Source organism: Iodidimonas muriae (assembly GCF_014647255.1).
GTDB classification, from domain to species: Bacteria; Pseudomonadota; Alphaproteobacteria; order Sphingomonadales; family Rhodothalassiaceae; genus Iodidimonas; species Iodidimonas muriae.
Genome location: NZ_BMOV01000011.1, coordinates 1 through 23,091, shown reverse-complemented (window position 1 = coordinate 23,091; position 23,091 = coordinate 1). Strand labels below are relative to the sequence as shown.

The 23,091-nt window shown below is 54.1% G+C and carries 27 protein-coding genes and 2 tRNA genes; 24 read left to right on the top strand and 5 right to left on the bottom strand.

The window, feature by feature from the left end; all coding sequences use genetic code 11:
- Nucleotides 1-8: 8 nt before the first annotated feature.
- The 8 genes from ribD to IEX96_RS12565 all read left to right on the top strand — a co-directional run bounded on the left by ribD (nt 9) and on the right by IEX96_RS12565 (nt 7,732).
- Nucleotides 9-1,085 (top strand): bifunctional diaminohydroxyphosphoribosylaminopyrimidine deaminase/5-amino-6-(5-phosphoribosylamino)uracil reductase RibD, encoded by a 1,077-nt coding sequence (gene ribD / locus IEX96_RS12600; RefSeq protein ID WP_229773731.1) that lies wholly within the window; start codon nt 9-11, stop codon nt 1,083-1,085.
- Between the two features lie 17 nt (nt 1,086-1,102).
- The gene (locus IEX96_RS12595; RefSeq protein ID WP_150006069.1) at nt 1,103-1,711 is read left to right on the top strand and encodes a riboflavin synthase; all 609 of its coding nucleotides are present in this window, start codon (nt 1,103-1,105) and stop codon (nt 1,709-1,711) included.
- 36 nt (nt 1,712-1,747) lie between these two features.
- On the top strand, nt 1,748-2,869 hold the full coding sequence (gene ribB, locus IEX96_RS12590; protein WP_188874032.1) for a 3,4-dihydroxy-2-butanone-4-phosphate synthase: 1,122 nt from the start codon (nt 1,748-1,750) through the stop codon (nt 2,867-2,869).
- Nucleotides 2,870-2,878: 9 nt separating this feature from the next.
- Nucleotides 2,879-3,337 (top strand): 6,7-dimethyl-8-ribityllumazine synthase, encoded by a 459-nt coding sequence (ribH, locus tag IEX96_RS12585; protein ID WP_150006071.1) that lies wholly within the window; start codon nt 2,879-2,881, stop codon nt 3,335-3,337.
- Complete coding sequence (gene nusB / locus IEX96_RS12580) at nt 3,334-3,831, top strand: transcription antitermination factor NusB (RefSeq protein ID WP_150006072.1); 498 nt, start codon at nt 3,334-3,336, stop codon at nt 3,829-3,831. The genes ribH and nusB overlap by 4 nt, the downstream gene beginning before the upstream one ends.
- Nucleotides 3,832-3,885: 54 nt before the next feature.
- Nucleotides 3,886-4,842 (top strand): thiamine-phosphate kinase, encoded by a 957-nt coding sequence (thiL, locus tag IEX96_RS12575; RefSeq protein ID WP_150006073.1) that lies wholly within the window; start codon nt 3,886-3,888, stop codon nt 4,840-4,842.
- 52 nt (nt 4,843-4,894) lie between these two features.
- Entirely contained in the window at nt 4,895-5,425 is a 531-nt protein-coding gene (locus tag IEX96_RS12570; protein ID WP_150006074.1) for a flagellar basal body-associated FliL family protein, read from the top strand.
- Between the two features lie 216 nt (nt 5,426-5,641).
- On the top strand, nt 5,642-7,732 hold the full coding sequence (locus IEX96_RS12565; RefSeq protein ID WP_150006075.1) for a sodium-translocating pyrophosphatase: 2,091 nt from the start codon (nt 5,642-5,644) through the stop codon (nt 7,730-7,732).
- A gap of 148 nt (nt 7,733-7,880) precedes the next feature.
- Here IEX96_RS12565 and IEX96_RS12560 read toward each other — a convergent pair whose 3' ends face one another.
- Nucleotides 7,881-8,345, bottom strand: coding sequence for an outer membrane protein assembly factor BamE (locus tag IEX96_RS12560; protein ID WP_188874031.1), 465 nt, complete (start codon nt 8,343-8,345; stop codon nt 7,881-7,883).
- A gap of 132 nt (nt 8,346-8,477) precedes the next feature.
- Here IEX96_RS12560 and IEX96_RS12555 point away from each other — a divergent pair, with 132 nt between their 5' ends.
- The 14 genes from IEX96_RS12555 (at nt 8,478) to IEX96_RS12490 (ending at nt 17,494) form a co-directional block, all read left to right on the top strand.
- The gene (locus IEX96_RS12555) at nt 8,478-9,047 is read left to right on the top strand and encodes a ubiquinol-cytochrome C chaperone family protein (RefSeq protein ID WP_150006077.1); all 570 of its coding nucleotides are present in this window, start codon (nt 8,478-8,480) and stop codon (nt 9,045-9,047) included.
- Nucleotides 9,044-9,580: a YceD family protein gene (locus IEX96_RS12550; RefSeq protein ID WP_188874030.1), complete on the top strand. Its 537-nt coding sequence runs from the start codon at nt 9,044-9,046 to the stop codon at nt 9,578-9,580. Before IEX96_RS12555 ends, IEX96_RS12550 begins: the two co-directional genes overlap by 4 nt.
- Before the next feature lie 118 nt (nt 9,581-9,698).
- On the top strand, nt 9,699-10,775 hold the full coding sequence (gene plsX / locus IEX96_RS12545; protein ID WP_150006079.1) for a phosphate acyltransferase PlsX: 1,077 nt from the start codon (nt 9,699-9,701) through the stop codon (nt 10,773-10,775).
- Nucleotides 10,772-11,749: a beta-ketoacyl-ACP synthase III gene (locus IEX96_RS12540; RefSeq protein ID WP_150006080.1), complete on the top strand. Its 978-nt coding sequence runs from the start codon at nt 10,772-10,774 to the stop codon at nt 11,747-11,749. Before plsX ends, IEX96_RS12540 begins: the two co-directional genes overlap by 4 nt.
- A 118-nt stretch (nt 11,750-11,867) precedes the next feature.
- Nucleotides 11,868-12,182: an integration host factor subunit alpha gene (locus tag IEX96_RS12535; protein WP_150000470.1), complete on the top strand. Its 315-nt coding sequence runs from the start codon at nt 11,868-11,870 to the stop codon at nt 12,180-12,182.
- A 16-nt stretch (nt 12,183-12,198) separates the two neighbouring features.
- The gene (locus IEX96_RS12530) at nt 12,199-12,885 is read left to right on the top strand and encodes a MerR family transcriptional regulator (protein WP_229773729.1); all 687 of its coding nucleotides are present in this window, start codon (nt 12,199-12,201) and stop codon (nt 12,883-12,885) included.
- A 57-nt stretch (nt 12,886-12,942) separates the two neighbouring features.
- A complete protein-coding gene (locus IEX96_RS12525; protein WP_150006081.1) occupies nt 12,943-13,368 on the top strand; it encodes a DUF1801 domain-containing protein in 426 nt (141 codons plus the stop codon).
- Between the two features lie 124 nt (nt 13,369-13,492).
- A tRNA-Pro gene (locus IEX96_RS12520) sits at nt 13,493-13,569 on the top strand.
- A gap of 162 nt (nt 13,570-13,731) precedes the next feature.
- Nucleotides 13,732-13,806, top strand: a tRNA-Lys gene (locus IEX96_RS12515).
- Nucleotides 13,807-14,177: 371 nt separating this feature from the next.
- Nucleotides 14,178-14,828 carry a TetR/AcrR family transcriptional regulator gene (locus tag IEX96_RS12510; RefSeq protein ID WP_188874029.1) on the top strand — a complete coding sequence of 217 codons (651 nt, stop codon included), beginning with the start codon at nt 14,178-14,180 and terminating at the stop codon, nt 14,826-14,828.
- A complete protein-coding gene (locus IEX96_RS12505; RefSeq protein ID WP_150006083.1) occupies nt 14,825-15,391 on the top strand; it encodes a UbiX family flavin prenyltransferase in 567 nt (188 codons plus the stop codon). Before IEX96_RS12510 ends, IEX96_RS12505 begins: the two co-directional genes overlap by 4 nt.
- On the top strand, nt 15,388-15,936 hold the full coding sequence (locus IEX96_RS12500) for a TIGR02444 family protein (protein ID WP_150006084.1): 549 nt from the start codon (nt 15,388-15,390) through the stop codon (nt 15,934-15,936). The genes IEX96_RS12505 and IEX96_RS12500 overlap by 4 nt, the downstream gene beginning before the upstream one ends.
- Nucleotides 15,937-15,948: 12 nt before the next feature.
- Entirely contained in the window at nt 15,949-16,269 is a 321-nt protein-coding gene (locus IEX96_RS12495) for a 2Fe-2S iron-sulfur cluster-binding protein (RefSeq protein ID WP_150006085.1), read from the top strand.
- 43 nt (nt 16,270-16,312) lie between these two features.
- Nucleotides 16,313-17,494, top strand: coding sequence for a saccharopine dehydrogenase family protein (locus IEX96_RS12490; protein WP_150006086.1), 1,182 nt, complete (start codon nt 16,313-16,315; stop codon nt 17,492-17,494).
- Between the two features lie 93 nt (nt 17,495-17,587).
- Here the strand turns inward: IEX96_RS12490 and ctrA are convergent, their stop codons facing one another.
- On the bottom strand, nt 17,588-18,301 hold the full coding sequence (gene ctrA, locus IEX96_RS12485; protein ID WP_150006087.1) for a response regulator transcription factor CtrA: 714 nt from the start codon (nt 18,299-18,301) through the stop codon (nt 17,588-17,590).
- A gap of 259 nt (nt 18,302-18,560) precedes the next feature.
- Between ctrA and fliI the strand changes: the two genes are divergently transcribed.
- Together fliI and IEX96_RS12475 are read left to right on the top strand one after the other, a co-directional pair.
- Nucleotides 18,561-19,886, top strand: a complete 1,326-nt coding sequence (gene fliI / locus IEX96_RS12480) for a flagellar protein export ATPase FliI (RefSeq protein WP_150006088.1) — start codon at nt 18,561-18,563, stop codon at nt 19,884-19,886.
- A 10-nt stretch (nt 19,887-19,896) separates the two neighbouring features.
- Nucleotides 19,897-20,310, top strand: coding sequence for a flagellar FliJ family protein (locus tag IEX96_RS12475; protein ID WP_150006089.1), 414 nt, complete (start codon nt 19,897-19,899; stop codon nt 20,308-20,310).
- A gap of 29 nt (nt 20,311-20,339) precedes the next feature.
- Here IEX96_RS12475 and IEX96_RS12470 read toward each other — a convergent pair whose 3' ends face one another.
- From IEX96_RS12470 to IEX96_RS14125, 3 genes are all read right to left on the bottom strand, one after another.
- Nucleotides 20,340-20,678: a DUF4112 domain-containing protein gene (locus IEX96_RS12470; protein ID WP_150006090.1), complete on the bottom strand. Its 339-nt coding sequence runs from the start codon at nt 20,676-20,678 to the stop codon at nt 20,340-20,342.
- Between the two features lie 24 nt (nt 20,679-20,702).
- Entirely contained in the window at nt 20,703-22,643 is a 1,941-nt protein-coding gene (locus IEX96_RS12465; RefSeq protein WP_188874028.1) for a pentapeptide repeat-containing protein, read from the bottom strand.
- 206 nt (nt 22,644-22,849) lie between these two features.
- A partial coding sequence (locus IEX96_RS14125) for a hypothetical protein (protein WP_229773728.1) occupies nt 22,850-23,091 on the bottom strand: 242 nt, incomplete at its 5' end.

Here is a 23,091-nt window from a genome sequence, read left to right as displayed (position 1 = left end):
CCAATGCCGTGATTGCGCCGCCCGACCCGAAATTTATGGACATGGCCTTGCGCCTTGGGGCGCGGGGCTTGGGCCGGGTTGCCCCCAATCCGGCGGTGGGCTGTGTGATCGTGCGGGATGGCCATGTGGTGGGGCGTGGCTGGACGGCGCCGGGTGGCAGGCCCCATGCGGAAACCGTGGCGCTGGCACAGGCCGGAGCGGCGGCAAAGGGCGCAACCGCCTATGTCACCTTGGAGCCTTGCGCCCATCATGGCCGCACACCCCCTTGTGCCGATGCCTTGATTGCGGCCGGAATTTCTCATGTCGTGGTGGCGGTGGGGGACCCTGATCCGCGTACCAATGGCCAGGGCATTGCCCGGCTGCAACAGGCGGGCCTTCATGTGGATATGGGGCTGCTTGGGGATCGCGCCGTCGATAGCCATCAAGGGTTTTTCCTGAAGGTGCGCAAAGGCCGCCCGATGATTGCGTGCAAGATTGCTCAATCTTTGGACGGGTGTATCGCCAGCAGCACCGGCCACAGCAAATGGATCACCGGCGTTGCGGCCCGCCACCATGGGCATATGCTGCGCGCCAGCCATGACGCCATTCTGGTCGGCGCTGGCACCTATCGCGCTGACCGGCCATCTTTGGATTGTCGGGTGCCGGGGCTGGAAGATCGTTCCCCCCAAAAAATTCTGATGACTACACGCCCGCCTGCCGATTTGCCCCGATATTGGTGGAGCACCATCAAAAATACGAAAAAAAATGCGGATAGTGCCCATCAAGAAGCCCAGGGACAGATCATTGCCGTAGATGGGGATGAAACCGGCCACCCTTGTGTCAAAGATTTGTCCCATAAGCTGGGGCAAAGGGGGATCACCCGGCTTTTGGTTGAAGGAGGGGCCGCGATCACGGCCGCGTTTTTGCGGGCAGGGCTGGTGGATCGGCTTTATCTTTATACGGCGCCCAAGCTGATCGGTGCAGATGGGCGGGCTTCCGTTGCGGGGCTGTCTGTTCAGGATGTGATGGCGGATGCCCCGCATTTTCGCAAGATTTCAGAACGGACCCTTGGCGAAGACGCTTTGTCGGTTTATGTACGCGCCTGACCATGTAAGGAGCTCGGATGTTCACAGGAATTGTCACCGATGTGGGGCGTATCCGCTCGGTTGAGCAAAAAGGCGATGTGCGCATCGTGATCGAAACAGCTTATGACACCCAAAGCATCGATCTTGGGGCGTCCATTGCCTGTGCGGGTGTGTGCCTGACAGTGGTGGATAAGGGGCAGGATCAATCAACGGGCTGGTTTGCCGTGGATGTGAGCCGGGAGACCTTGTCTTGCACAGCTTTGGGCGATTGGCGGCCCGGTGTGGCTGTGAATCTTGAACGCTCTTTGCGGGTTGGCGATGAAATGGGCGGCCATATCGTTAGTGGCCATGTGGACGGAGTGGGGGAAATCCTTGAAATCACTCCCAAGGCAGGCTCGAAAGAGATTTTGTTTTCCATGCCCGATGATATCGCTCCCTATATCGCCCGCAAGGGGTCGGTCACGGTGAATGGCGTGTCATTGACGGTGAATGCGGTGTCCGATCCGCCCGGTGCGGCTTTTTCGGTGAATATGATCCCGCACACTTTGATGGAAACGTCTTTTCGTGATGCTGGTGAAGGCGACCGGGTGAATCTGGAAATTGATATTCTTGCGCGTTATCTCGCCCGACTTTCAGGCCGTGATTGACGTTTGAGCGCGAGTGACTATTGGAAAGGGACGTGAATGTCCGAGAGTTTTTTGTCCAGCATCGAAGAGGTAATCGAAGATGCCCGTAATGGACGCATGTTCATTCTGGTGGATGATGAAGACCGGGAAAATGAGGGTGATCTGATTATCCCGGCACAAATGGCAACGCCTGAAGCGATCAATTTCATGGCCAAGCATGGCCGGGGCCTTATTTGCCTGTCCCTGACCCGGCAGCGGGCGGAAGATCTTGGTTTGTCCTTGATGAGCCAGGAAAATGCCAGCCGCCATCAAACCGCCTTCACCGTTTCTATTGAAGCCCGCGAAGGGGTGACAACGGGGATTTCCGCCGCGGATCGCGCCCGGACCATTCAGGTGGCCATTGATAGCGCCCGTGGCCGCGATGATCTGGCAACGCCGGGCCATGTGTTTCCATTGGTGGCCCGCGATGGCGGGGTTCTGGTGCGCGCCGGTCATACGGAAGCCTCGGTGGATATTTCACGGCTGGCGGGGCTTAATCCCTCGTCGGTGATCTGCGAGATCATGAATGAAGATGGCACCATGGCGCGGTTGCCCGATCTGATGGGCTTTGCGCAGCTTCATGGGCTGAAAGTGGCCACCATCCGCGATCTGATTGCTTATCGCCTGAAGAATGACAGCCTTGTGGATGCGGTAAGCGAAACCGAAATCACCAGCCTTTATGGCGGCGAATGGCAGATGAAAACCTATGTCAATCGCGCCGAATATGCGGAACATATCGTTTTGGTGAAAGGGGATCTGAGCGGACCCGACCCTGTCTTGGTGCGGATGCATGCCATCAGCCTGTTTGATGATATTCTGGCCGAAGACAATGGCCGGGCCGGACAGCTGCATCAGGCCATGCGCTGTATCGGCAAGGAAGGGCGCGGCATTGTGGTGATTATCCGCGATGTGCGGCCTGATCGCCTGACGCAGGAAATGCAGGCCCGCAGCACGCCTAAGAAAAAGCAAGCGGTGGCGACGGCAGCCGCCTTGCGGGATTATGGCATCGGGGCGCAGATTCTTTTGGATCTTGGTGTGCGTGATCTTGTGCTTTTATCCAATACGCAACATAACATCGTTGGACTTGAGGGCTATGGCCTCAATATCGTAGAACAACGCACCATCCCCTTAGACGGCTGATTGAACATAATGGCAGACCCCTTGAACCTATTGATCGTAGAAGCGCGCTTTTACGAAGACCTCGCCGATGAGCTTTATGCTGGCGCCGCAGAATTTTTAAGCGCCAAGGGCGTGCATGTGGACCGTATTCAGGTTCCCGGCGCGTTTGAAATTCCTGCCGCTATCGCCTTTGCCGATCAAGCGAGGAAAAACGGCACCGGCCCGCGCTATGATGCCTATGTGGCTTTGGGTGTCGTTATTCGTGGCGAAACCAGCCACTATGATTATGTGTGCGGGGAAAGTGCGCGGGGCTTGCAAGATCTGGCTATCCGCGACCATTTGGCCATAGGCTATGGCATATTGACCGTGGAAAATGGCGATCAGGCATGGGCCCGGGCCGATCGCAAGCGCGGCAATAAAGGCCGTGCCGCCAGTGAAGCGGCGTTGGCAATGGCGGGTTTGAAACGGCGTTTTGGAGTGAAGGCATGACCGAAAAGCAAGCCGCACAAGGCCCGGCACGGCCCCGCAAGGGAAAGAAGCCATCCGGTGGGGCGCGTTCAGCGGCGCGGCTTGGTGCGGTTCAGGCACTTTATCAGCTTGAGCACAATCCCGATGCCGATCCACGCCATGTGGTCACAGAATTTCGCGCCTTTCGTTTGGGGCGGGAAATCGAAGGCGATCAATATGCGGATGCGGACCAGAATCTGTTCGCCGATATTGTGCTGGGAACCATCGAACAGGTGCACAGCATCGATGACAAGCTGAAAGGCGCATTGGCTGCCAATTGGCCGCTGGATCGGCTGGAATCGGTGTTGCGGGCGATCCTGCGTGCCGCCACCTATGAACTGACCGCGCGTCCCGATGTGCCCACGGCTGTGGTCATCAATGAATATATGGATGTGGCCCATGCCTTTTTTGACGGGGCAGAGCCGGCTTTCGCCAATGGAGTGCTGGACCGGCTGGCCCGCGATATCCGGTCCTGAGCTTTTTCGCCAAGAGCGCGAAAACAAGGCGGGTTTGGATCGGGGATTTGACGGATGGATGAATTTTCTCTGATCGACAGCATTTTTTCCCGCTTGACCACAAGCGGCTCTCCCGCCCTAGGTTTGGGAGATGATGCGGCTCTTTTTTCACCGCCCGATGGCTATGATCTGGTGGTCACCAAAGACATGATGGTGTCGGGGCGGCATTTTTTCTCCAACGACCCAATGGATCTGGTGGCGCGCAAATTATTGCGGGTGAACCTGTCCGATCTGGCGGCCATGGGGGCAAAGCCTTTGGGCTATTTGTTGGGCCTGGCCTTTCCGGATACATTGGATAGCGGCCTTGCCACAGAGCTTTCCAAGGGGCTTTTGGAAGATCAGAAAAAATTCGGCATCGCCCTTTATGGAGGCGATACGGTATCCGGGGCGGGCAAACTTGTTTTGTCATTGACCGCCATTGGATATGTGGAAAAAGGACAGGCCCTGCGCAGGAACGGTGCCAAGCCGGGGGATCTGGTTTTTGTAAGCGGCACCATTGGTGATGCGGCTCTTGGCCTTAAATGCCTTATGGGGGACTGTCCCTCTGATGCGGCGCTGGTCCGTCGCTATCATGTGCCTTTGCCGCGCTTGGCCTTGGGCGCGAATCTTGTGGGCCTTGCCAGTGCGGCCCTCGATATTTCCGATGGATTGATTGCCGATCTGGGCCATATATGTGCGCAAAGCCGGGTGGGGATGCGCATTGAGGCGCGCCGCCTGCCTTTGTCTGATGCCGCGCGACATATGCTTGCGGATAACCCCGATCTATTGCGAACGGTGCTGACCGGCGGCGATGATTATGAGCTGGCCTTTACCGCGCCGCCAGAAAATGCCGATGCGATAAAGGCTGCCGCAAAATCGGCCAATGTGCCGATTATGGACATTGGTAGTGTGGAAAAGGGCGATGCGGTGATTGTGGTGGAAGAAGACAGCACAAGCCGGGCGTGGGGAGCGGGCGGCTTTCGGCATCCTTGATACCATAAACAGATGATCGCATGATCATTAAGAAGAAGCGGAGAAAACGGTAATGGCAGAAAAAGACGCGGTGGAATTGGAAGCGGGTGGTCGTCCGCGGGGGCTGCTTTTTCTGGTGGCGGGCATTGTTGCCGGGGTGCTGATCGGCGGAGCTGCGGTTTTCTTCTTTCTTTCCGGCGGGGATGAGAGCGCAAGCGTGCAAGATGAAGCCGCCATCGAAGAACAGGCACAGGCCGCCAAGGAAAAGGCGGAAAAGAAGATCGATCTTCTGGTGGTTCCGGTGCGGCGTTTTGCTTTGCCCTTGATCGATAATGATAACCGGATTCTTGGCTATATGTGGGTGGATCTGGCGTTTGAAGTGGATGGCCCGGACAACCAGTCCTATGTGGCCGCACGTTTGCCGGAATTACGCGATGGCTTTTTGCGCGATCTCAATAGCCGGCAGACCACGCAGACCGATCGTCCCGGCGCTCTGGATTTCGATCTGGTCCATGATCGCCTTTTAGAAATGACCCATCAGGTGATGGGGAAGGGCCATGTGCTGAATGTGCGCATTACCAATGCCCAGCGGGTTCCTGAATAATCTTTGATCCCTGCTTTTCCTTGTTTTGGTTTTGATTTTACGCGTTCAGATGTCTTTTGGCATCTTGCGCATGGAAAAACCTGCCCCTAAGCTCAATTGATCCAAAAGCCGCATAAAAAACAATCAGCGGCATGCGGCCCTTTTTGGGCCTGCATAAAAAAGATGGGCCGTGCCTTTGGCGCGTTTCACTGGATCATATATAGGGGAGAAGCGTTCATGCCAGTTTTATATGTGGCCATAGCGGGGGGTATTCTTGCCATCGTTTATGGTATCTGGGCGACCCGATCGGTGCTGTCCGCCGAGGCCGGGAATGACCGGATGAAAGAAATTGCCGGATATATTCAGGTTGCTGCGGGGGCTTATCTTAATCGCCAATATCGGGCCATTGCTCTGGTGGGCGTGGCCGTGGCGGTCTTGTTGTTCATTTTTCTCAAACTTTGGCCTGCCATCGGTTTTGTTCTGGGGGCTGTCCTTTCGGGTGCTGCCGGTTATATCGGCATGCTGATTTCCGTACGCGCCAATGTGCGCACCACCCAGGGCGCTATGGAAAGCCTGCAAAAAGGGCTGTCCATTGCCTTTCGCGCTGGTGCAGTCACCGGCATGCTGGTTGCCGGTCTCGCCCTTTTGGCGGTGGCTGGATATTATACCTTCCTCACCCATGTCATGGGATTTGATGCCACCAGCCGTATCGTGATCGATAGCCTTGTGGCTTTGGGCTTTGGCGCATCGTTGATTTCTATTTTCGCCCGTCTTGGCGGCGGCATCTTCACCAAAGGTGCGGATGTGGGGGCCGATCTTGTGGGCAAGGTGGAAGCCGGTATCCCTGAAGACGACCCGCGCAATCCGGCCGTGATCGCCGATAATGTGGGGGATAATGTGGGTGATTGCGCTGGCATGGCCGCGGATTTGTTTGAAACCTATGTGGTGACAGTGGGCGCGACCATGGTTTTGTCGGCGCTGTTCTTGAAAGGCGGCGCGGTCGAATTGATGTCCTTGCCGCTGATTATCGGCGGCGTGTGTATCGTCACGTCGATCATCGGCACGTTCTTTGTGAAACTGGGGGCAAAGCAATCTATCATGGGGGCCCTTTACAAGGGGTTCGGCGTGACGACCTTCTTGTCATTGATTGCCATTTATTTCGCCATGGATTGGGCGCTTGGGGCCGAAGGCCTGCAGCAAGTGTTCTCCACCGATGACCGCAGCTTCACCGGTATGGATCTGTATCTGTGCGGTGTGGTGGGTTTGGCTGTTACCGGGCTTTTGATCTTTATCACCGAATATTACACCTCGACGGATTATCGGCCGGTACGTTCCATCGCCAAGGCATCGGAAACAGGGCATGCCACCAATGTCATTCAGGGTCTTGCCGTTTCATTGGAAGCGACCGCTTTGCCGGTTCTGGTGATTTCTGCCGGAATTATTATCGCCTACAGCCTTGCGGGTGTGTTGGGGCTTGGCTTTGCCGCAACGGCGATGCTGGCCTTGGCGGGCATGGTGGTGGCGCTGGATGCCTATGGTCCGGTGACAGATAATGCCGGCGGTATTGCGGAAATGGCCGATCTGGACGATAGCGTGCGAGAACGCACCGATGCGCTGGATGCGGTGGGGAATACCACAAAGGCGGTGACCAAGGGCTATGCTATTGGGTCGGCTGCACTGGCCGCATTGGTTTTGTTTTCGGCCTATACGGCGGATATCGAAACCTATTTCTCTGGCTTGACCGTCGATTTCAGCCTTTCCAATCCTTATGTGGTTGTGGGGCTGTTTTTAGGGGCTTTGCTGCCCTATCTGTTCGGGGCCATGGGCATGACGGCTGTGGGCCGTGCCGGTGGGGCTGTGGTGGAAGAGGTGCGCCGCCAGTTCCGTGAAAAACCGGGAATTATGCTGGGCACCGAAAAGCCCGATTATGCACGGTCGGTGGATCTTTTGACCAAAGCGGCGATCAAGGAAATGATTTTGCCGTCTTTGTTGCCGGTTCTGGCACCGATTGTCGTATATGTGGTGATCAACCAGATCGCAGGGCAGGCGCAGGCCTTTTCCGCTGTGGGAGCGCTGCTTTTGGGGGTGATCGTGTCTGGATTGTTCGTGGCGATTTCCATGACTGCCGGTGGTGGGGCATGGGATAATGCCAAGAAATATATCGAAGACGGCAACCATGGCGGCAAAGGCTCGGAAGCCCATAAAGCCGCTGTCACCGGCGACACGGTGGGCGATCCTTATAAGGATACAGCCGGCCCTGCGGTGAACCCGATGATCAAGATCACCAATATCGTGGCTTTGTTGTTGCTGGCTTTCTTGTCTCACTAAGCCTGGAGCAACAGCGAAACTCTAAAGGCCAAGAAAAAAGCGCCCTGCATTTTGTGCGGGGCGCTTGTTTTTTTGTTTGCGTTTATTGTTCGGCCTGCGGCTTGCCTATAGGCGCTTGAAGCGGTTTCAGGCTGCAGATGGGGAAGGATCAGGTGCCTGGCGGGCCGCCTCCGCCCGGTCCAGCCGGTCCAACGCGCCCGATGCCGCGTAATAATTGCTCGAAAAATCCGAGGGTTTTGCCACGGATCGGCGTGATGGCATTGCGCGGGTCGATTTCTTGAGAATCGGCCAGATCATAGCGCCTTACATCGGCAACGGTGCCGCCATCGTCGAATTGCACCTCGATCACCAATTGGGACAAGGGCCGCTCTTCAATGAAGCCTCGTGTCACTGTGTCGCGGGAAATATAGTACCAAATCTCTTCCCCGAAGGCACTGGTGATCGAGGGCGACCCCATCATTTCCTGTACGGAATTGCGGTTGTCGACACCGGGGGAAATCGCCTCTGCCAGTTCTTCATCCACCACATAGCCGCGCGTTTGCACAGCGGTGGTGCATGCAGAAAGCAGGCTTCCTACGATGATCGTTGCCGCCATATTTCTGAAAATGGACATCTTCCGAACGCCTGTCATGTACGCAATCACCGCAAAAGAAAAAAGCCTTTGCTTGACCTTTTGAGGCCAAGCGGCGAATGATCGCAGATACAGCCACTTCCAACCCAGTCCGTCAAGTCTGCAAACAGGACCATGTCGACATTGATCAAATTTTTGAAAAACCTGTTTTCTCCTTCAGCGGGGCGTGAGGGGGCGATTACGCTTTACAGCCATGCGGTCGCACAGGCGCGGCGGGCGGAGTTTTACACCGATCTGGGGGTTCCCGATACCCTTGACGGTCGTTTCGATATGGTTGTTTTACATGTATATTTGTTGCTTGACCGGCTGAATGCCAGCGAGGACCTTTGCACAGATGTGCAAATGGTTTTACAAGAGGCCTTGTTTGCCGATCTGGATCGCACTTTGCGTGAAATCGGTGTGGGCGATCTGGCTGTGGGGCGCCATGTAAAAGAAATGGCTTCGGCTTATTTCGGGCGCTTGAAAGCCTATGATGCGGCTCTTGAGTCGCGTGATGATGCCCCGTTGATTGAGGCATTGGGCCGCAATGTGTGGCGCGGCACACCGCCTGAAGGGGATGCACCCGTGCGACTGGCGCATTATATTCGTAAGCAAGCGGCCCATCTGGAGGGCCTTTCTGATGAGGATTTGTGCGCGGGCACCATAGCCTTTCTCGACCCTATCAAGGAGACTGTAACCTCGTGAGCGACTTCACCAAAATTGTAACCCTGCGTGATGTGGAAAATGGCCCGGTTTCGATCCGGCTTGAGGCCGATGCACATGCCCGTTCTGATTTGGCCCAACGCTTTGATCTGATCGCCATCGATCATTTGTCAGGTCAGGTGGAGGCGCAGAAAATACCGGACGGCATCCGCCTCGAAGGGGTTGTAACGGCACAGGTAACGCAAAAATGCGCCATCAGCCTCGATCCGGTGGAAAGCCATATTGATGACAGGTTTGCCATCCGTTTTCTGGACGCGCCTTTGCCGATGGAAGCCGATGAAATGGTGGTGGATGTGGATGAAGAGGATGTGGACATTCTGACACAAGGGGCGGTGGATGTGGCCGAGATTCTGGCCCAGACCGTGTCTTTGGCACTTGATCCTTTTCCGCGTGCGCCGGGCGTTGATTTGCCCCCGATCATCAAAACGGAAGCGCAGGTGAAAGCGGATCAAGAGGCACAGAAAAAAGCGGACAACCCATTTGCGGATCTTAAAAAACTTTATGACAAGGCTTGAAGCCGAAAATTTTGGCAGTATTTTGCGACACTGCTATGAAGCAGGCGCGATCCGCGCTGTTTTCGGCATTTGCCAGGCTTTTGGCGCATATGAAATACGTGTACCGGGATAGGTATCATTGAATAAGCATCTGACAGTGGCGCTCGACGCCATGGGCGGCGACGAAGCGCCAGCGATTGTCGTGCACGGGGCTGAAATTGCCCGTGAGCGCTTTCCCGAAGCACGGTTTCTTTTCTTTGGCCGTGAATCCGAAATCAAACCCCTTCTCGATGCCTCTCCGGCATTGGCGCAGGTCAGTACGCTGATCCATACGGACGATGTGGTTTCAAGCGAAGACAAGCCTGCGCGGGCCTTGCGGCGAGGGCGGAAATCTTCCATGGCGCTGGCCATAGAGGCGGTCAAGGCGGGTGATGCGGATGTGGCGGTGTCTGCGGGCAATACCGGGGCCTTGATGGCGCTGGCAAAATTCATCCTGCGTACGCTTCCCAGCATTGACCGGCCTGCTTTGGCGTCCCTTTTGCCCACCTATAAGGGCGAATGTGTGATGCTGGATCTGGGCGCCAATGTGGAATGTGACGCCTCGAATCTCGTGGAATTCTCGGTAATGGGCGCAGCCTTTGCGCGCACGGTTTTGGGGCTTCAGCGGCCCAAGCTCAGTCTTCTCAATATCGGTGTGGAAGAACTGAAGGGGAATGAAGAGGTTAAAGAAGCTGCGGAAATTTTGCGCAATTCCGATCTGCCGCTTGAATTTGCGGGATTCATCGAAGGTGATATGATCGGGGCAGGCAGTGCCGATGTGGTGGTGACAGACGGCTTTACCGGCAATGTGGCCCTGAAAACAGCGGAAGGCACCGCCCGGCTTATTGGCAGCTTGGTCCGTGATGCCTTTCAATCCTCCACCCGCGCGAAACTGGGCTATCTGATGGCCCGGCGCGGATTGGATGGCTTGCGATCCCATCTTGATCCCAACAATCATAATGGTGCCGTGATGTTGGGGTTGAATGGATTGGTGGTGAAAAGCCATGGTGGTGCGTCAATATCGGGTTTTGCAACAGCCATTGGGGTTGCGATCGATATGGCGCGACACAATCTTATCCATCTGATCACTCAAGATCTTGGTGGCGTTTTTATGGGTCAGTCCGTTGAGGACGAGGCTCCTTTGTCCAATCCTGATAAGGAGGCTTCGTCCAGGTGACTGTTATTCGCTCTGTTCTTCGCGGCTGCGGTAGTTATCTGCCCAAACGCATCATGTCCAACGAGGATATGACCGAAATTGTGGATACCAGCGATGACTGGATCGTTGAGCGCACGGGTATCCGACAGCGCCATGTGGCCCATGCGGATGAAAAGACCTCCGATCTGGCGATCAATGCCGCCAAACGTGCTCTGGAAATGGCCGGGATCGATGGGGATGAACTGGATTTGATCGTGGTGGCTACGGCAACACCGGATGAAACCTTCCCCGCTACGGCGACCACAGTGCAAGCGGCTCTTGGCATGACAAAAGGCTTTGCCTTTGATCTTCAAGCCGTGTGTTCCGGCTTTGTTTATGCTTTGGCAACGGCTGATAATTTCATTAAGGCCGGGCAAGTGAAGCGGGCACTGGTGATTGGGGCGGAAACCTTTACCCGTATTCTTGATTATGAAGACCGGACCACTTGCGTGTTGTTTGGCGACGGGGCAGGGGCTGTGGTTCTGGAAGCTGCAGAGGGCGCCGGAGAGGCAAGCGATCAAGGGATTTTAAGCAGTCACTTACATTCCGATGGCCGTTTCCACGATATGCTTTATGTGGATGGCGGGCCATCTTCTACCGGCACCAGTGGCCATGTGCGCATGAAAGGCCGGGAAGTGTTTCGCCATGCGGTGGTAAATCTGGCCGCTGTGGTGGAGGAGGTGCTGCAGGCTGTGGGGCTGGAGTCGTCTGCTATTGATTGGCTGGTGCCCCATCAGGCCAATCGCCGGATTCTGGATGGAACGGCCAAGAAGCTTAATCTTTCCGCTGAAAAAGTCATTGTTACAGTGGATCGCCACGCCAATACATCGGCCGCATCCATTCCTTTGGCGCTGGATGAAGCGGTTCGCGATGGCCGTGTGAAGCGGGGTGATCTTTTGTTATTGGAGGCCATGGGCGGCGGCTTTACCTGGGGGGCGTGTTTGCTGCGCTGGTAAGGATGATCTGGTATTCTGGTAGATCTCCGTATATAGTTTGGTAAATAGCGCTAAGACCTTGATTGACATATAGTCTTTAGCGACCTAAAGTGAGCATCTGGATCTCAGGGGAACGGCTATGTCAAAGCACACCGTCACACGGGCTGAATTATCAGAAGCAGTTTATCAAGAAGTGGGATTGTCACGCAATGAATCCTCCGATCTTGTGGAACAGGTTCTGGATGCTGTGAGTGATGCCCTGATCGCTGGTGAGAATGTAAAAATATCATCTTTTGGCAGCTTTGTTCTGCGTGACAAAGGCGGGCGCATCGGGCGCAATCCCAAAACCGGCGAGGAAGTGCCGATTGACCCGCGCCGGGTTCTGGTATTTCGCCCCAGCCAGGTGATGAAAGATCGTATCAACGCTTCGCTCAAGGGGGCAGGCGGAGCCTGAGCCGGAGGAACGGCGCGTGGCTCTTGACATGCCAAAAACATCAAGCAAAACGGATGTGCCAGTGCCGCGCACTGGCAATGGGTCTGCGGCTGTGGCTGACGGGAAGGCTGGCCATGAAAAAGCGGATCATGAAAAGTCCGACCGGGCCTTTCGCACCATTGGCGAGGTATCGGAGCTTCTGGATCTTCCCCAGCATGTTTTACGCTTTTGGGAAACGCGCTTTACCCATATCCGCCCGCTGAAGCGGGGCGGTAACCGGCGCTATTATCGGCCTGCCGATATTGACCTTTTATGCGCCATAAAAACGCTGCTTTATGAAGAAGGCATCACCATCAAGGGGGTGCAAAAGCGCTTTCGTGAACAAGGGGTGCGGGCGACAGTTCTGTCGGTTCTAGAGCCTTCCCGGGCAGATGAGGGCGCGGAACTGGCGAATGCGGATAAAGACGCAGCACAGAACGATGCGAGGCAAGACTCGGACCATGGCTATCCTGAGAAGGCTGTAAGCGCCGCATGTGAAGATGCTTCGTCTGGCGAAGATGGACTGTCTGCTGACCAGCAGCCTGATATGTCGTTTTCCGGTGCCGCATCCGGCCTGTCCGCCCAGGCTGTTCAACCGGGTGAGTCTGCACCGGCTGGTCTGTCGAAAAAAACACTTGGCGACATATTGGCTGAACTTCGGGAATTGAGAGCCCTTTTGGATTAAGGCCAAGGGATTTTGCTTTTCAGCCCCGCTGCGTGTGAATAAGGGCGAGATGCTATTATGGCCAACAAAACACAGCCGACAGATCACTCCCCAAACCAATTTCTAGAGTCCCTTGAGAGTCCGGCACAAAAAGCGGATGCCCGGATACTGCTGGAGATGATGCAGCGCATTACCGGCGAGCCAGCAATCATGTGGGGCAAGGCGATTGTCGGCTTTGGGCGATACCATTATCGTTATGCCAGTGGGCGAGAGGGGGACTGGATGCTGACGGGCTTTTCCCCGCGCAAAGGCTCTTTATCTGTTTATATAATGCCCGGTTTTGAATGCTATCAACAAAAACTCAAACAGCTCGGGCCTGTGAAAACAGGAAAATCTTGCCTTTATATCAAACGCTTGTCCGATGTCGATCTTGACGTTTTGCAACATATCATTGCCGATTCTGTTATCAAGATGCGGGCAAGAACAGAGGCAGGATCGACCTGAAATTATAGTGCAAAGCTAAAGTCAGATGAACCGTCCCATATGTTTTGACAAAACGATCCAAGAAAGTCGTTTTCATGGTTGCACCGATGGGCCGTTCACGCTTATAAGAGCGGCCGTCGCCTTACGGAGCGTAGCGCAGTCTGGTAGCGCACTACACTGGGGGTGTAGGGGTCGTGGGTTCAAATCCCGCCGCTCCGACCATTAAAAGCGACAGACGGGGATGGTTTAGCAATTGTTAGGCCATTCCCGTTTTTATGTCTCCCGGCTTCCGGACTGTAAATAAGGTGCAGAGGGCTAGACAGATGAAAGGCGATGGGGTATGAACCGCGCCTTACTCGGATTTGACGGGTAGATATCGTTTGCGGGCCGTTAGCTCAGTGGTAGAGCAGCTGACTCTTAATCAGCGGGTCCGGGGTTCGAACCCCCGACGGCCCTCCAATAAAATCAAGCACTTGGTCAGAAATGGCCAGGTGTTTTTTTGTTCGGGAGCTCTTCTGGTGGAACTGCGGCGCAGGCCTTGTTGATCAGGGGGGGGGCAAAAAAAAGGCCGCCACGAATGGCAGCCCCTAGAAAGGTGGGTGATGCTTTTGGCGCCACCGTTCGTGGTTCGTAAACGCTACAATGTCTTATGGCCAATATTTGGCCGCTGCGACGTGCAGATGTGCATGTAACGTACCGTACAGTTCAATAAAATGCAAGGACTATGAAATCGTTTCCAAAGGGGTGTTTGTGGGTGGGCGGCGGACAGATGGTTGCAGCCTTGCCATAATTCTGTGATCTTCTTTCCTGCGAATAGAAGGGGCTTCATAATGAATTCAGAGACCGGCTCTTACGCTTCGGTGCGAAAGTCGACACAAAAGAGAGATGTGATTTTGGCGGCCGCACGGTCCGTTTTTTTGGATGTTGGTTATAAAGCTGCCAGTATCAATGAAATCGTCAAGCTGGCCGGAGGGTCAAAATCGACGCTGTATGGATATTTCCCAACGAAGGAAGCTTTGTTTGAAGCGGTGGCCATATCCACCATGAGCGAATTGGAAACCATTTCGCATCTGCCGGATAACCAAAGCCTGGATATGCGCGAAGGATTGATACTGTTTGCGCGGAATCTGTTGAAACTGGCCACATCGGATAAAAATATCGATCTGGCCCGTATCGTGATTGCGGAAGCAAAGCGCGCGCCGGAATTGGGCGAGATTTTTTATCGGCGCGGGCCTGTGCGGGCCTCCCGCTGGTTGACGGGTTTCATGGCGGATCAACGCGCCAAAGGCATCAAGATCAAAGGCGGTGACCGGGAGGCGGCGGACTGGTTTATGTCGAAGCTTCTGCATCGCTGGATCTTTGAACGCCTGTGTGTGAATGGTCCGGTGCCCGATGCCTTTGAAATCGAAAATGACGTGCGGATGGCGGTGGACGGGTTCATGGAATGTCATGTCTGCGGCTCTGCCGAGGAACGCCTGTGATGAAGCTGATTGTTGGTATCGGGGGCGCAAGTGGGGCCATTTACGGCATCCGGATTCTGGAAGCGCTTAGCCATATGCCAGAGGTTGAAACCCATCTGGTGATGAGCCGCACCGCCAAGATTACCATTGGCGCTGAAACCGATTGGGAGCCAAAAGCTGTCGAGGCACTTGCCGATGAAGTGCATAAAATCGGCAATGTGGCGGCGAGCATTGCCAGCGGGTCTTTTCCTATGGACGGCATGATATTCGCGGCATGTTCGATGAAGAATTTGTCGGCGGTGGTGCATTCCAATGCCGATGATTTGCTGAGCCGGGCGGCTGATGTGTGCCTGAAGGAGCGTCGTAAGCTGGTGCTGATGCCACGGGAAACACCGCTGCATCTGGGGCATTGCAAGCTGTTTTATGAAGCGGCCCAATTGGGGGCCATTATTGCCCCGCCAATGCCGGGATTTTATGGCCGACCCAAAACGGTGGATGATGTGATCAATCATAGCGTGGGCCGGGTATTGGATTTGTTTGGTCTGGATGCCAATCTCGCCAAGCGCTGGTCCGGCCTTCCATGATCGATAAAGACGCCGAAGCATTCTGGGATTTTTCCCTGTCCCTTTATGGAAAGGATGGGGTGGCCCCTGCCTGTCTTGCATTACAAGACAAGCAAGAGGCGGATGTGAATATTCTGCTTTATCTCTGTTATCTTGTGGTGAGCGGACAGCGCCTTTTGGATCGCAGCGATATGGCGGTTCTCATGGAAAAAACCGATGAGATACGGAGCACGGTCATTGCGCCGATGCGGGCCTTGCGCCGACGCTTGAAAACCATGGCCGCATCAAATCCGATGTTGGAGCCGGTATATCGCACCGCCAAGGATGCAGAATTGGCCGCAGAAAAATCCCAGCAGTTTGAATTGGTCCGCCATGGCCGCGCTTTGGGTATCCCTTTTCCAAAAGACGATGATCCGGCGCCGCATTTGCGAACCGCTATATATATTTTTTTAAACAAGAAGGAAACGGCGCTTGATCCCGAAAGCGCCCAGGCCATAAACACGGTCATTATGGCGGCAGTGCAGATGAGGCCTGCCCGAAAACAAAGCGGATATGGTGAAGAATAAGGAGCTGAAATAATGCCAACACTTTATGTCACGGATTGGTCCGGCAAAGAGCATGTGATCGAAGGGCGTGCCGGAACGTCTGTGATGGAATCTATCCGGTCGGCCGGGATTGATGATCTGGCTGCCATCTGTGGCGGTTGCTGTTCTTGTGCCACCTGTCATGTTTATGTGGATGCCGATTGGCTGGCCAAATTGCCGGAACAAGAAGAAGACGAATACGAACTGGTTTCCGATACGTCCGTTTATAAAGAAACGTCACGGTTATCCTGCCAGCTTCCTGTGAGTGATGCGCTGGACGGCTTGCGTCTTACCATTGCGCCGGAAGACGGTTGAGCACAGGGCCGTTTGTCGTTTCTCTTTATTGAAAGGTCCCAAAATGAGCGCTCCGCGTAGTTTCGATCTTGTTGTTTATGGCGCCACCGGTTTCACGGGGAAGCTGGTTGCGGAATATATCGCTACGACTTATGGGGCGGGGCCGCGTCCGCGTTGGGCCATGGCCGGGCGAAATCTGGAAAAACTGGCGAAGACCCGTGATGATCTGGGATTGCCCGAAGATTTCCCGCTTATTGTCGCTGATGGATCGCAGCCGGAAACGCTGGTTGATCTGGTCAAACAGACGCGCCTGATCCTGACCACTGTTGGACCTTATCAGCTTTATGGATCGGCTTTGGTGAAAGCCTGTGCCGATGCGGGGACGGATTATGTGGATCTGTGCGGTGAACCGGCATGGATGCGTCAGATGATCGATGCCCATGCTGAAACGGCGCAGAAAAGCGGGGCGCGGATCGTTTTCTCTTGCGGGTTCGATTCGGTTCCCTTCGATCTGGGCGTGCTGTTTTTACAAAAGGAAGCCCGCAAAACGCTGGGGGCTCCGGTAAAGACAGTGAAAGGTCGGGTGCGCAAGATGAAAGGCAGCTTTTCCGGCGGCACAGCAGCCAGCTTGAAAGCCACATTGGCTGCCGCGGCGCAGGATCCGGACATTTTAAATCTTTTGCGCAATCCTTTTGCGCTGACCCCCGGCTTTGAAGGGGTCCGCCAGCCTTCGGGAGCCAAGCCTTATTATGATGAAGACTGCGGATCTTGGGCTGCGCCTTTTATCATGGCCGCCATTAACACCCGCAATATACATCGCAGCCATGCGCTTTTGGGACATCCTTGGGGCGAAGACTTCACCTATGAGGAAATGCTGCTGACCGGGCCGGGCGAACAAGGAGAGGCCGTGGCCAAAGCGGTGGCCGAAGACAAATCCATGATGAAGGAAGATGGCTTGAAGCCGGGCGAGGGGCCAAGCCGTGAAGAACGCGAAAGCGGCTCTTATGATGTGCTATTCATCGGAAAGGCGGACGATGGTCGCTCGGTGCGTGTCTCGGTCAGCGGGGATCGGGATCCGGGATACGGCTCTACATCAAAGATGATTACCGAATGCGCCTTGTGCCTGTTGAACGACCTGCCTGATCTGAAAGGTGGCATCTGGACACCGGCAGCCGCGATGGGAGAGGCATTGATCCCGCGCCTGACCAAAAATGCGGGGTTGACCTTCAGGGTTGAAACAGCCTGATTGTCGCCCGCGCCATAATTGCTCCATAAGAAAACGGCGGGTATTGCCCGCCGTTTTTTCTGTGCTCTTGCACCTTTGACATCTGTGCCGTTATTAGCCCGCAAGGGCGGCTGGTTCTTCCGGTGCTGATTCTTCCGGATCGCGCAGCACATAGCCGCGGCCCCACACCGTTTCGATATAGTTGTCGCCATCGGTGGCAGAGGCGAGCTTTTTCCGCAGCTTGCAGATAAACACGTCGATGATCTTGAGCTCCGGCTCGTCGATCCCGCCATAAAGATGGTTGAGGAACATTTCCTTGGTCAAGGTGGTGCCCTTGCGCAAGGACAACAGTTCCAGCATGGCATATTCCTTGCCGGTCAAATGCACGCGGCTGCCTTGGACCTCGACCGTTTTGGTATCGAGATTGACCGATAAGCGGCCGGTTTTGATAACCGATTGGGAATGGCCCTTGGAGCGCCGGACAATGGCATGGATGCGGGCGATCAGTTCTTCTTTATGGAAAGGTTTGGTCAGATAATCATCGGCCCCAAAGCCCAAGGCTTTCACCTTGTCTTCCATTTCCGATTGGCCCGATAAGATCAGGATCGGTGTGTTCACTTTTGACAGGCGCAGCTTTTTCAGAACATCATAGCCGTGCATATCGGGCAGATTCAGATCAAGAATGATGATGTCATAATCGTATAATTTGCCCAGATCCAAGCCTTCCTCGCCCAGATCCGTGGTATAAACATTAAACCGCTCTGTGGTCAGCATCAATTCGATGCTTTTTGCCGTCGAGCTATCGTCTTCAATCAAAAGTACGCGCATGGTTTTCTCCCCTGGCGCAGCAGCGTGCGTTCTATCGCCGCCAACCCTGTCCAGATGCATGTTTCCATCCGAACTCTACCCCTCATTAACGAAGGTTAATAATCAAAGCTTAACAAATCGTAACCTTACTGAAAAGATACCAATTCACAATCTTCTTATGACTGCTTTTGGTTTATGCTTTACGATGGTTTAAGAAAAATCGTCCACAGTCGGGCTTGAAGAAACACGCGCCCTTGTCGCTTGATCTTATCGGATGGATATGACCGCGTCTCTTGACAGTTTGCATACAGAAATCAACCGAATCCAGCCGGACCGCCGTTATGGCAGGGTTGTGGCAGTGCAGGGCTTGCTGGTGGAAGTGGCTGGAGCCGAACACAGCCTGTCCGTTGGATCGCGGGTGGTGATCGATGCGCGGGATGGTCGTCGGGTCGATTGTGAAGTAATCGGCTTTGGGGAAGGGCGGTCTTTGGTGATGCCCTTCACAGGGCTTGATGGTGTGGGGATTGGCTGCAAAGCCTATGTGGGGGATACAGAACCGGCGGCTCATCCATCGTCTGCCTGGCTTGGGCGGGTGGTGAATGCCTTTGGTGAGCCGGTGGATGGCAAAGGGCCGTTGCTCCAAGGCAGCAGCCCGGCTTTGTTGCGTGCCCGCCCACCCGCAGCCCATGAACGGCAAAGGGTTGGCGGAAAACTGGATCTGGGCGTGCGGGCGCTCAACAGCTTTGTGTCTTGCTGCGCGGGCCAACGCATGGGGATTTTTGCCGGATCCGGTGTTGGCAAATCGGTTCTGATGTCGATGCTGGCGCGTTATACCAAAGCCGATGTGTCGGTGATTGGCCTGATCGGCGAACGCGGGCGCGAGGTTCAGGAATTTATCGAAGACGATTTGGGCGAAGAGGGGTTGAAGCGCTCGGTTGTGGTTGTGGCCACCTCCGATGAGTCCGCCCTGATGCGTCGTCAGGCGGCGTGGCTCACACTCACCTTGTCGGAATTTTTCCGCGACCGTGGGAAACAGGTGCTGTGCTTGATGGATTCCATCACGCGCTTTGCCATGGCCCAGCGGGAAATCGGCCTTGCGGGCGGCGAGCCCCCCACCACCAAAGGCTATACTCCGACCGTGTTCACCGAACTGCCAAAATTGCTGGAACGGGCAGGGCCGGGACCAAAAGGAACCGGAGCCATTACCGGGCTGTTTACGGTGCTGGTGGAAGGCGACGACCATAATGAACCGGTGGCCGATGCGGTGCGGGGTATATTGGATGGGCATATTGTGATGGAGCGGGCCATTGCCGAACGGGGCCGCTATCCCGCCATCAATGTGCTGAAATCGGTGTCGCGCACCATGCCGGGCTGCAATAGCGATGAAGAAAACAATCTGGTGAGAGAGGCGCGGGCCAGCTTGGCGGCTTATGTGGATATGGAAGAAATGATCCGCTTGGGCGCCTATCGCCAAGGGGCCGATCCATTGGTGGATAGGGCGATTCAGCTGATGCCGCGTCTGGAAGCCTTTTTGAACCAGCGCAAGGACGAACAAACCATGCTGGCCGATGGCTATCAGCAACTGGCTGAAATTCTCGCCTCATGAGGAGGAAGGGATGAAAGGGCTGGATGGCATGATCCGCCTGTCCAAATGGCGGCTGGATGAAGCCCGGAAAGAGCTTGCTGCGGCGCAAAGCGTTGTGGACCAGATCGATCAGGGGCTCGCCAATCTGCAAGCCGCCCTTGATAAGGAAAGCGGTTTTGCCGGGGAATCCCTTGCGGGCTTTTCCTTTGGCCCTTATGCGGCGGCCAGTTTCGCCCAGCGGGCAAAGCTGCAAGAACAGCGGGCCAAGGCCGATGCAGAACGGGCGGATAAAGAAGAAATCGTGCGCGCAGCGTTTCAAGAGCTCAAGAAGTTCGAGATTTTGGCCGAACGGCAATTGGAGCAGGCAAAATTTGAAGCCAAAAAGCGCGACGCCGCCGCCTTGGATGAGTTGGGCTTGCAACGCCATGCACGCAATCAGGATTAAGCGGGGCGCATAAGAAACATATAAGGCGCTTACAGGCGGTGCCGTGCAAAGTCCCGTTTTAAAAGCGCGATATTGCGGTTATTCGCCTTGAAGCCAATGTCGAAAATATCCCCGATGACGGGAATGGCCCCGATGATAAAGTCGATGCCGATATTGGCCAGCATTTGGGCGATCACCCGTTTACGCGCCCCCATAGCCAGCGCTTGTGCCACAAGATAAACGCTCACCAGCCCCATGGCCATATCGCCAATGCCGGGGATCAGGCCAATCACTGCATCAAGCCCCACCCGTATCCCAAGGCCGGGAATACGAAAGCGGCTATCCAGAAGACGAGCCAAGCCCTCAAGCCGCTTTAATCGCTGGTCCATAATCTGCACTCCCTGCCTATGGCTTTAAGAGATGCGGAATTTTCGCCGGATTGCAACGCCAGAAAGGAATATCAATAATAATGATAAAGCCGATTGTAGGGTAGAAAAACTCTTTAGCCAAAGGGGTAAGCCGGGGCCGTGGAAGGCAGCAGCCAAGGCTGGCACCGTATCGGGGAAGCGGGCATCCCAAACAGCGCCGGGCTTGAAAATATTTTGCCAGGAAAGCGCAAAAGAATCTGCAAGGACAGGGTGGGGCGATGCAGTTAAGTTAAAGCCCAGTGTCTCAGCCTCGATGGGAGCTATAAGAAACACGCCCAGAATCATCAGGAGAAAAAGCCCGCCAAGCCAAAGAAGTGGCCGGCCTATGGAATGGCCATAGTCGGATAAGGCCCCATAAATTTGGCTAGCCACCTTTTCCGCCCAGCTGATTCCGGTGCGGTGCCGCCGCGCAATCAATTCATAACGGAAATAACGATGTTCCCGTGATTGGTCCGCGATTTTTTCCATTTCCTGTTTCAGAACCCGGCAGCCGCCTTGCAATGCCCCAAAATAGGCTTCGCGTGCTTTATCCTCCCCCTTAACCTCCGCTTTGGCCGCATTTAATGCGTTCTTCCAAAGCTCTGCTGCGCGTTTTTCGCCCGGATCATGCAGAATAAGGCTTTTGGAAAAACGGGCCTCATTGAAAGCTGCAAAGCTGGAAATCTCCACATCCCTGAAACTGGCCAGTTCCCGAAAGCGGGTGGCGCGAAAGATATTTAGATTGTCGGTGGGGGATTCGGGGAAGGTACAGTTTTTAAAAAATGCGGCGCCTTTGAACTCTGCCCCTTCGAATGTTGTTTTTCCACTGAATTGCGCCTCCACAAACGAAGCGCGATCGTCAAATGTGGTTTCGTGAAAGCTTACACTTTTCTGGAACTTAGCGTTTCGGAAAGAGGCATTCTTACCAAAGCGACAGCCTCTAAAGCATACATTGCCTTTAAATTCGACATTACTGAAACCAACCCCGTCTCCACATTTCAATTCTGAGAAGTCTACATCAGAGTGAAAGATGAAATTACTTAACGTATTTCCTCCTTCAAATTCACTATTTATGAATGATATTTTAGATAAGAATTCGTTTCCAGAAGAAAACCTATTTGCTAATAATATAAAATTGGCAATTATTAAATCATCGTAAAATATGTTAGAGTAAATATTTGAGTCATTTTTTATAATTACATAGGATAATTTTGAATTACATAATATATGACATTTACTTATATTTAAAAATGTTAATGAATTTTCTATTATTAATTCACCAGAGAATAATGTGTTGTATATAGTGCAGTTTTTACCAAAAACAATTTCTCTAACTTTAAAATTTTCTAATTTAGAACAATTTATATTTACAAATATCTCTTTTGTAGTTTTGTTGTGTTTTTCGCAATATTTATCAAAAACAAAATTTATGTATTTGCATTTTATTCCGATTAATTGAAGTCTGGTGTCTGGGTCATCAATCAAGGAAGTATTGTCGTGTTGTTTTAGTTTTTGTCCTAGATCGAGGCGCGCAAATATCGCTTTTTTTAAAAATGGATGATTTAAGGCATCTGTTCTTTTCCTGTGAATAACGTGCCATAGCTTGCCATTCTCATCGCGTTCAAGGAGCCCTATCTTAAGAAGCTCATCATCACTCAACAGGCGGGTGGGGTTGTCGTCGGTGATTCCAAGGCTCCAGCGCCAATAGTCTTGCAGGGTGGCATATTTATATCTTCCTAACGGATGGGTTCCCCCACCACCCGGAAAGTTGGCAGGCGCGTGCCAGCGCTTCAGCCTTTGCGCCTCTAATGCCTGATCCCCCAAGTCCCAGCCCGCATCGGCCAAACCGTCCCATGAAAAGTCCATCGCCCGCCATTCCGCTTCCCATTGGGCAAGCGCCTCGGCCTTTCGTTCTTCCAGCCCTTTATCTGTCAGCACTTGGTTCATCTGCGGTCCCCCATATAAAAGTCTCGACAGGTCTATAGAATTTTCCAACATGCAGAGATGCAAGCCCATCCATGCAGCTATGACCAGAAAAATTGGGCGCGTGGGGCGGGTGAGAAAAAAAATGGCCGCCCCGATTTTGCCGCTTGCGTCACATCCTTACATTACAGGCAGCATGAGAGACAGAAAAAGCCCCTAAAAACAGGGTTTCAGCTAAGTTTTGTTGTTTTCCAAATGCGGTCAGAAATGGTGAAATAGAAAGCTTCGAAAAAACTTTGATAAAGGGTTTGACAGGTTGGTCGGTGGTCCATATAACCCGCCCTCACCGCAGCGGGGCGCTCTGCTCCGAACGCCTGCGGGGCCTTGAGAAATCGGGGTTTTGATCTTTGACAGTGTTGATGAGAGAAGGGAGATGTGGACGGTGGTTCAGCGATTATTGGACCATTGTTTA

What these genes read in the sequence shown, in the direction of transcription:
- IEX96_RS12500 (WP_150006084.1), top strand. Translation starts at nt 15,388, where the DNA reads ATGATCGATAAAGACGCCGAAGCATTCTGGGATTTTTCCCTGTCCCTT.
- nusB (WP_150006072.1), top strand. Translation starts at nt 3,334, where the DNA reads ATGACCGAAAAGCAAGCCGCACAAGGCCCGGCACGGCCCCGCAAGGGA.
- IEX96_RS12470 (WP_150006090.1), bottom strand. Translation starts at nt 20,678, where the DNA reads ATGGACCAGCGATTAAAGCGGCTTGAGGGCTTGGCTCGTCTTCTGGAT.
- IEX96_RS12495 (WP_150006085.1), top strand. Translation starts at nt 15,949, where the DNA reads ATGCCAACACTTTATGTCACGGATTGGTCCGGCAAAGAGCATGTGATC.
- IEX96_RS12595 (WP_150006069.1), top strand. Translation starts at nt 1,103, where the DNA reads ATGTTCACAGGAATTGTCACCGATGTGGGGCGTATCCGCTCGGTTGAG.
- ribH (WP_150006071.1), top strand. Translation starts at nt 2,879, where the DNA reads ATGGCAGACCCCTTGAACCTATTGATCGTAGAAGCGCGCTTTTACGAA.
- IEX96_RS12525 (WP_150006081.1), top strand. Translation starts at nt 12,943, where the DNA reads ATGGCCAACAAAACACAGCCGACAGATCACTCCCCAAACCAATTTCTA.
- fliI (WP_150006088.1), top strand. Translation starts at nt 18,561, where the DNA reads ATGACCGCGTCTCTTGACAGTTTGCATACAGAAATCAACCGAATCCAG.
- ctrA (WP_150006087.1), bottom strand. Translation starts at nt 18,301, where the DNA reads ATGCGCGTACTTTTGATTGAAGACGATAGCTCGACGGCAAAAAGCATC.
- IEX96_RS12565 (WP_150006075.1), top strand. Translation starts at nt 5,642, where the DNA reads ATGCCAGTTTTATATGTGGCCATAGCGGGGGGTATTCTTGCCATCGTT.
- IEX96_RS12560 (WP_188874031.1), bottom strand. Translation starts at nt 8,345, where the DNA reads ATGTCCATTTTCAGAAATATGGCGGCAACGATCATCGTAGGAAGCCTG.
- ribB (WP_188874032.1), top strand. Translation starts at nt 1,748, where the DNA reads ATGTCCGAGAGTTTTTTGTCCAGCATCGAAGAGGTAATCGAAGATGCC.
- thiL (WP_150006073.1), top strand. Translation starts at nt 3,886, where the DNA reads ATGGATGAATTTTCTCTGATCGACAGCATTTTTTCCCGCTTGACCACA.
- IEX96_RS12475 (WP_150006089.1), top strand. Translation starts at nt 19,897, where the DNA reads ATGAAAGGGCTGGATGGCATGATCCGCCTGTCCAAATGGCGGCTGGAT.
- IEX96_RS12465 (WP_188874028.1), bottom strand. Translation starts at nt 22,643, where the DNA reads ATGAACCAAGTGCTGACAGATAAAGGGCTGGAAGAACGAAAGGCCGAG.
- IEX96_RS12555 (WP_150006077.1), top strand. Translation starts at nt 8,478, where the DNA reads ATGTCGACATTGATCAAATTTTTGAAAAACCTGTTTTCTCCTTCAGCG.
- IEX96_RS12570 (WP_150006074.1), top strand. Translation starts at nt 4,895, where the DNA reads ATGGCAGAAAAAGACGCGGTGGAATTGGAAGCGGGTGGTCGTCCGCGG.
- IEX96_RS12490 (WP_150006086.1), top strand. Translation starts at nt 16,313, where the DNA reads ATGAGCGCTCCGCGTAGTTTCGATCTTGTTGTTTATGGCGCCACCGGT.
- IEX96_RS12510 (WP_188874029.1), top strand. Translation starts at nt 14,178, where the DNA reads ATGAATTCAGAGACCGGCTCTTACGCTTCGGTGCGAAAGTCGACACAA.
- IEX96_RS12535 (WP_150000470.1), top strand. Translation starts at nt 11,868, where the DNA reads ATGTCAAAGCACACCGTCACACGGGCTGAATTATCAGAAGCAGTTTAT.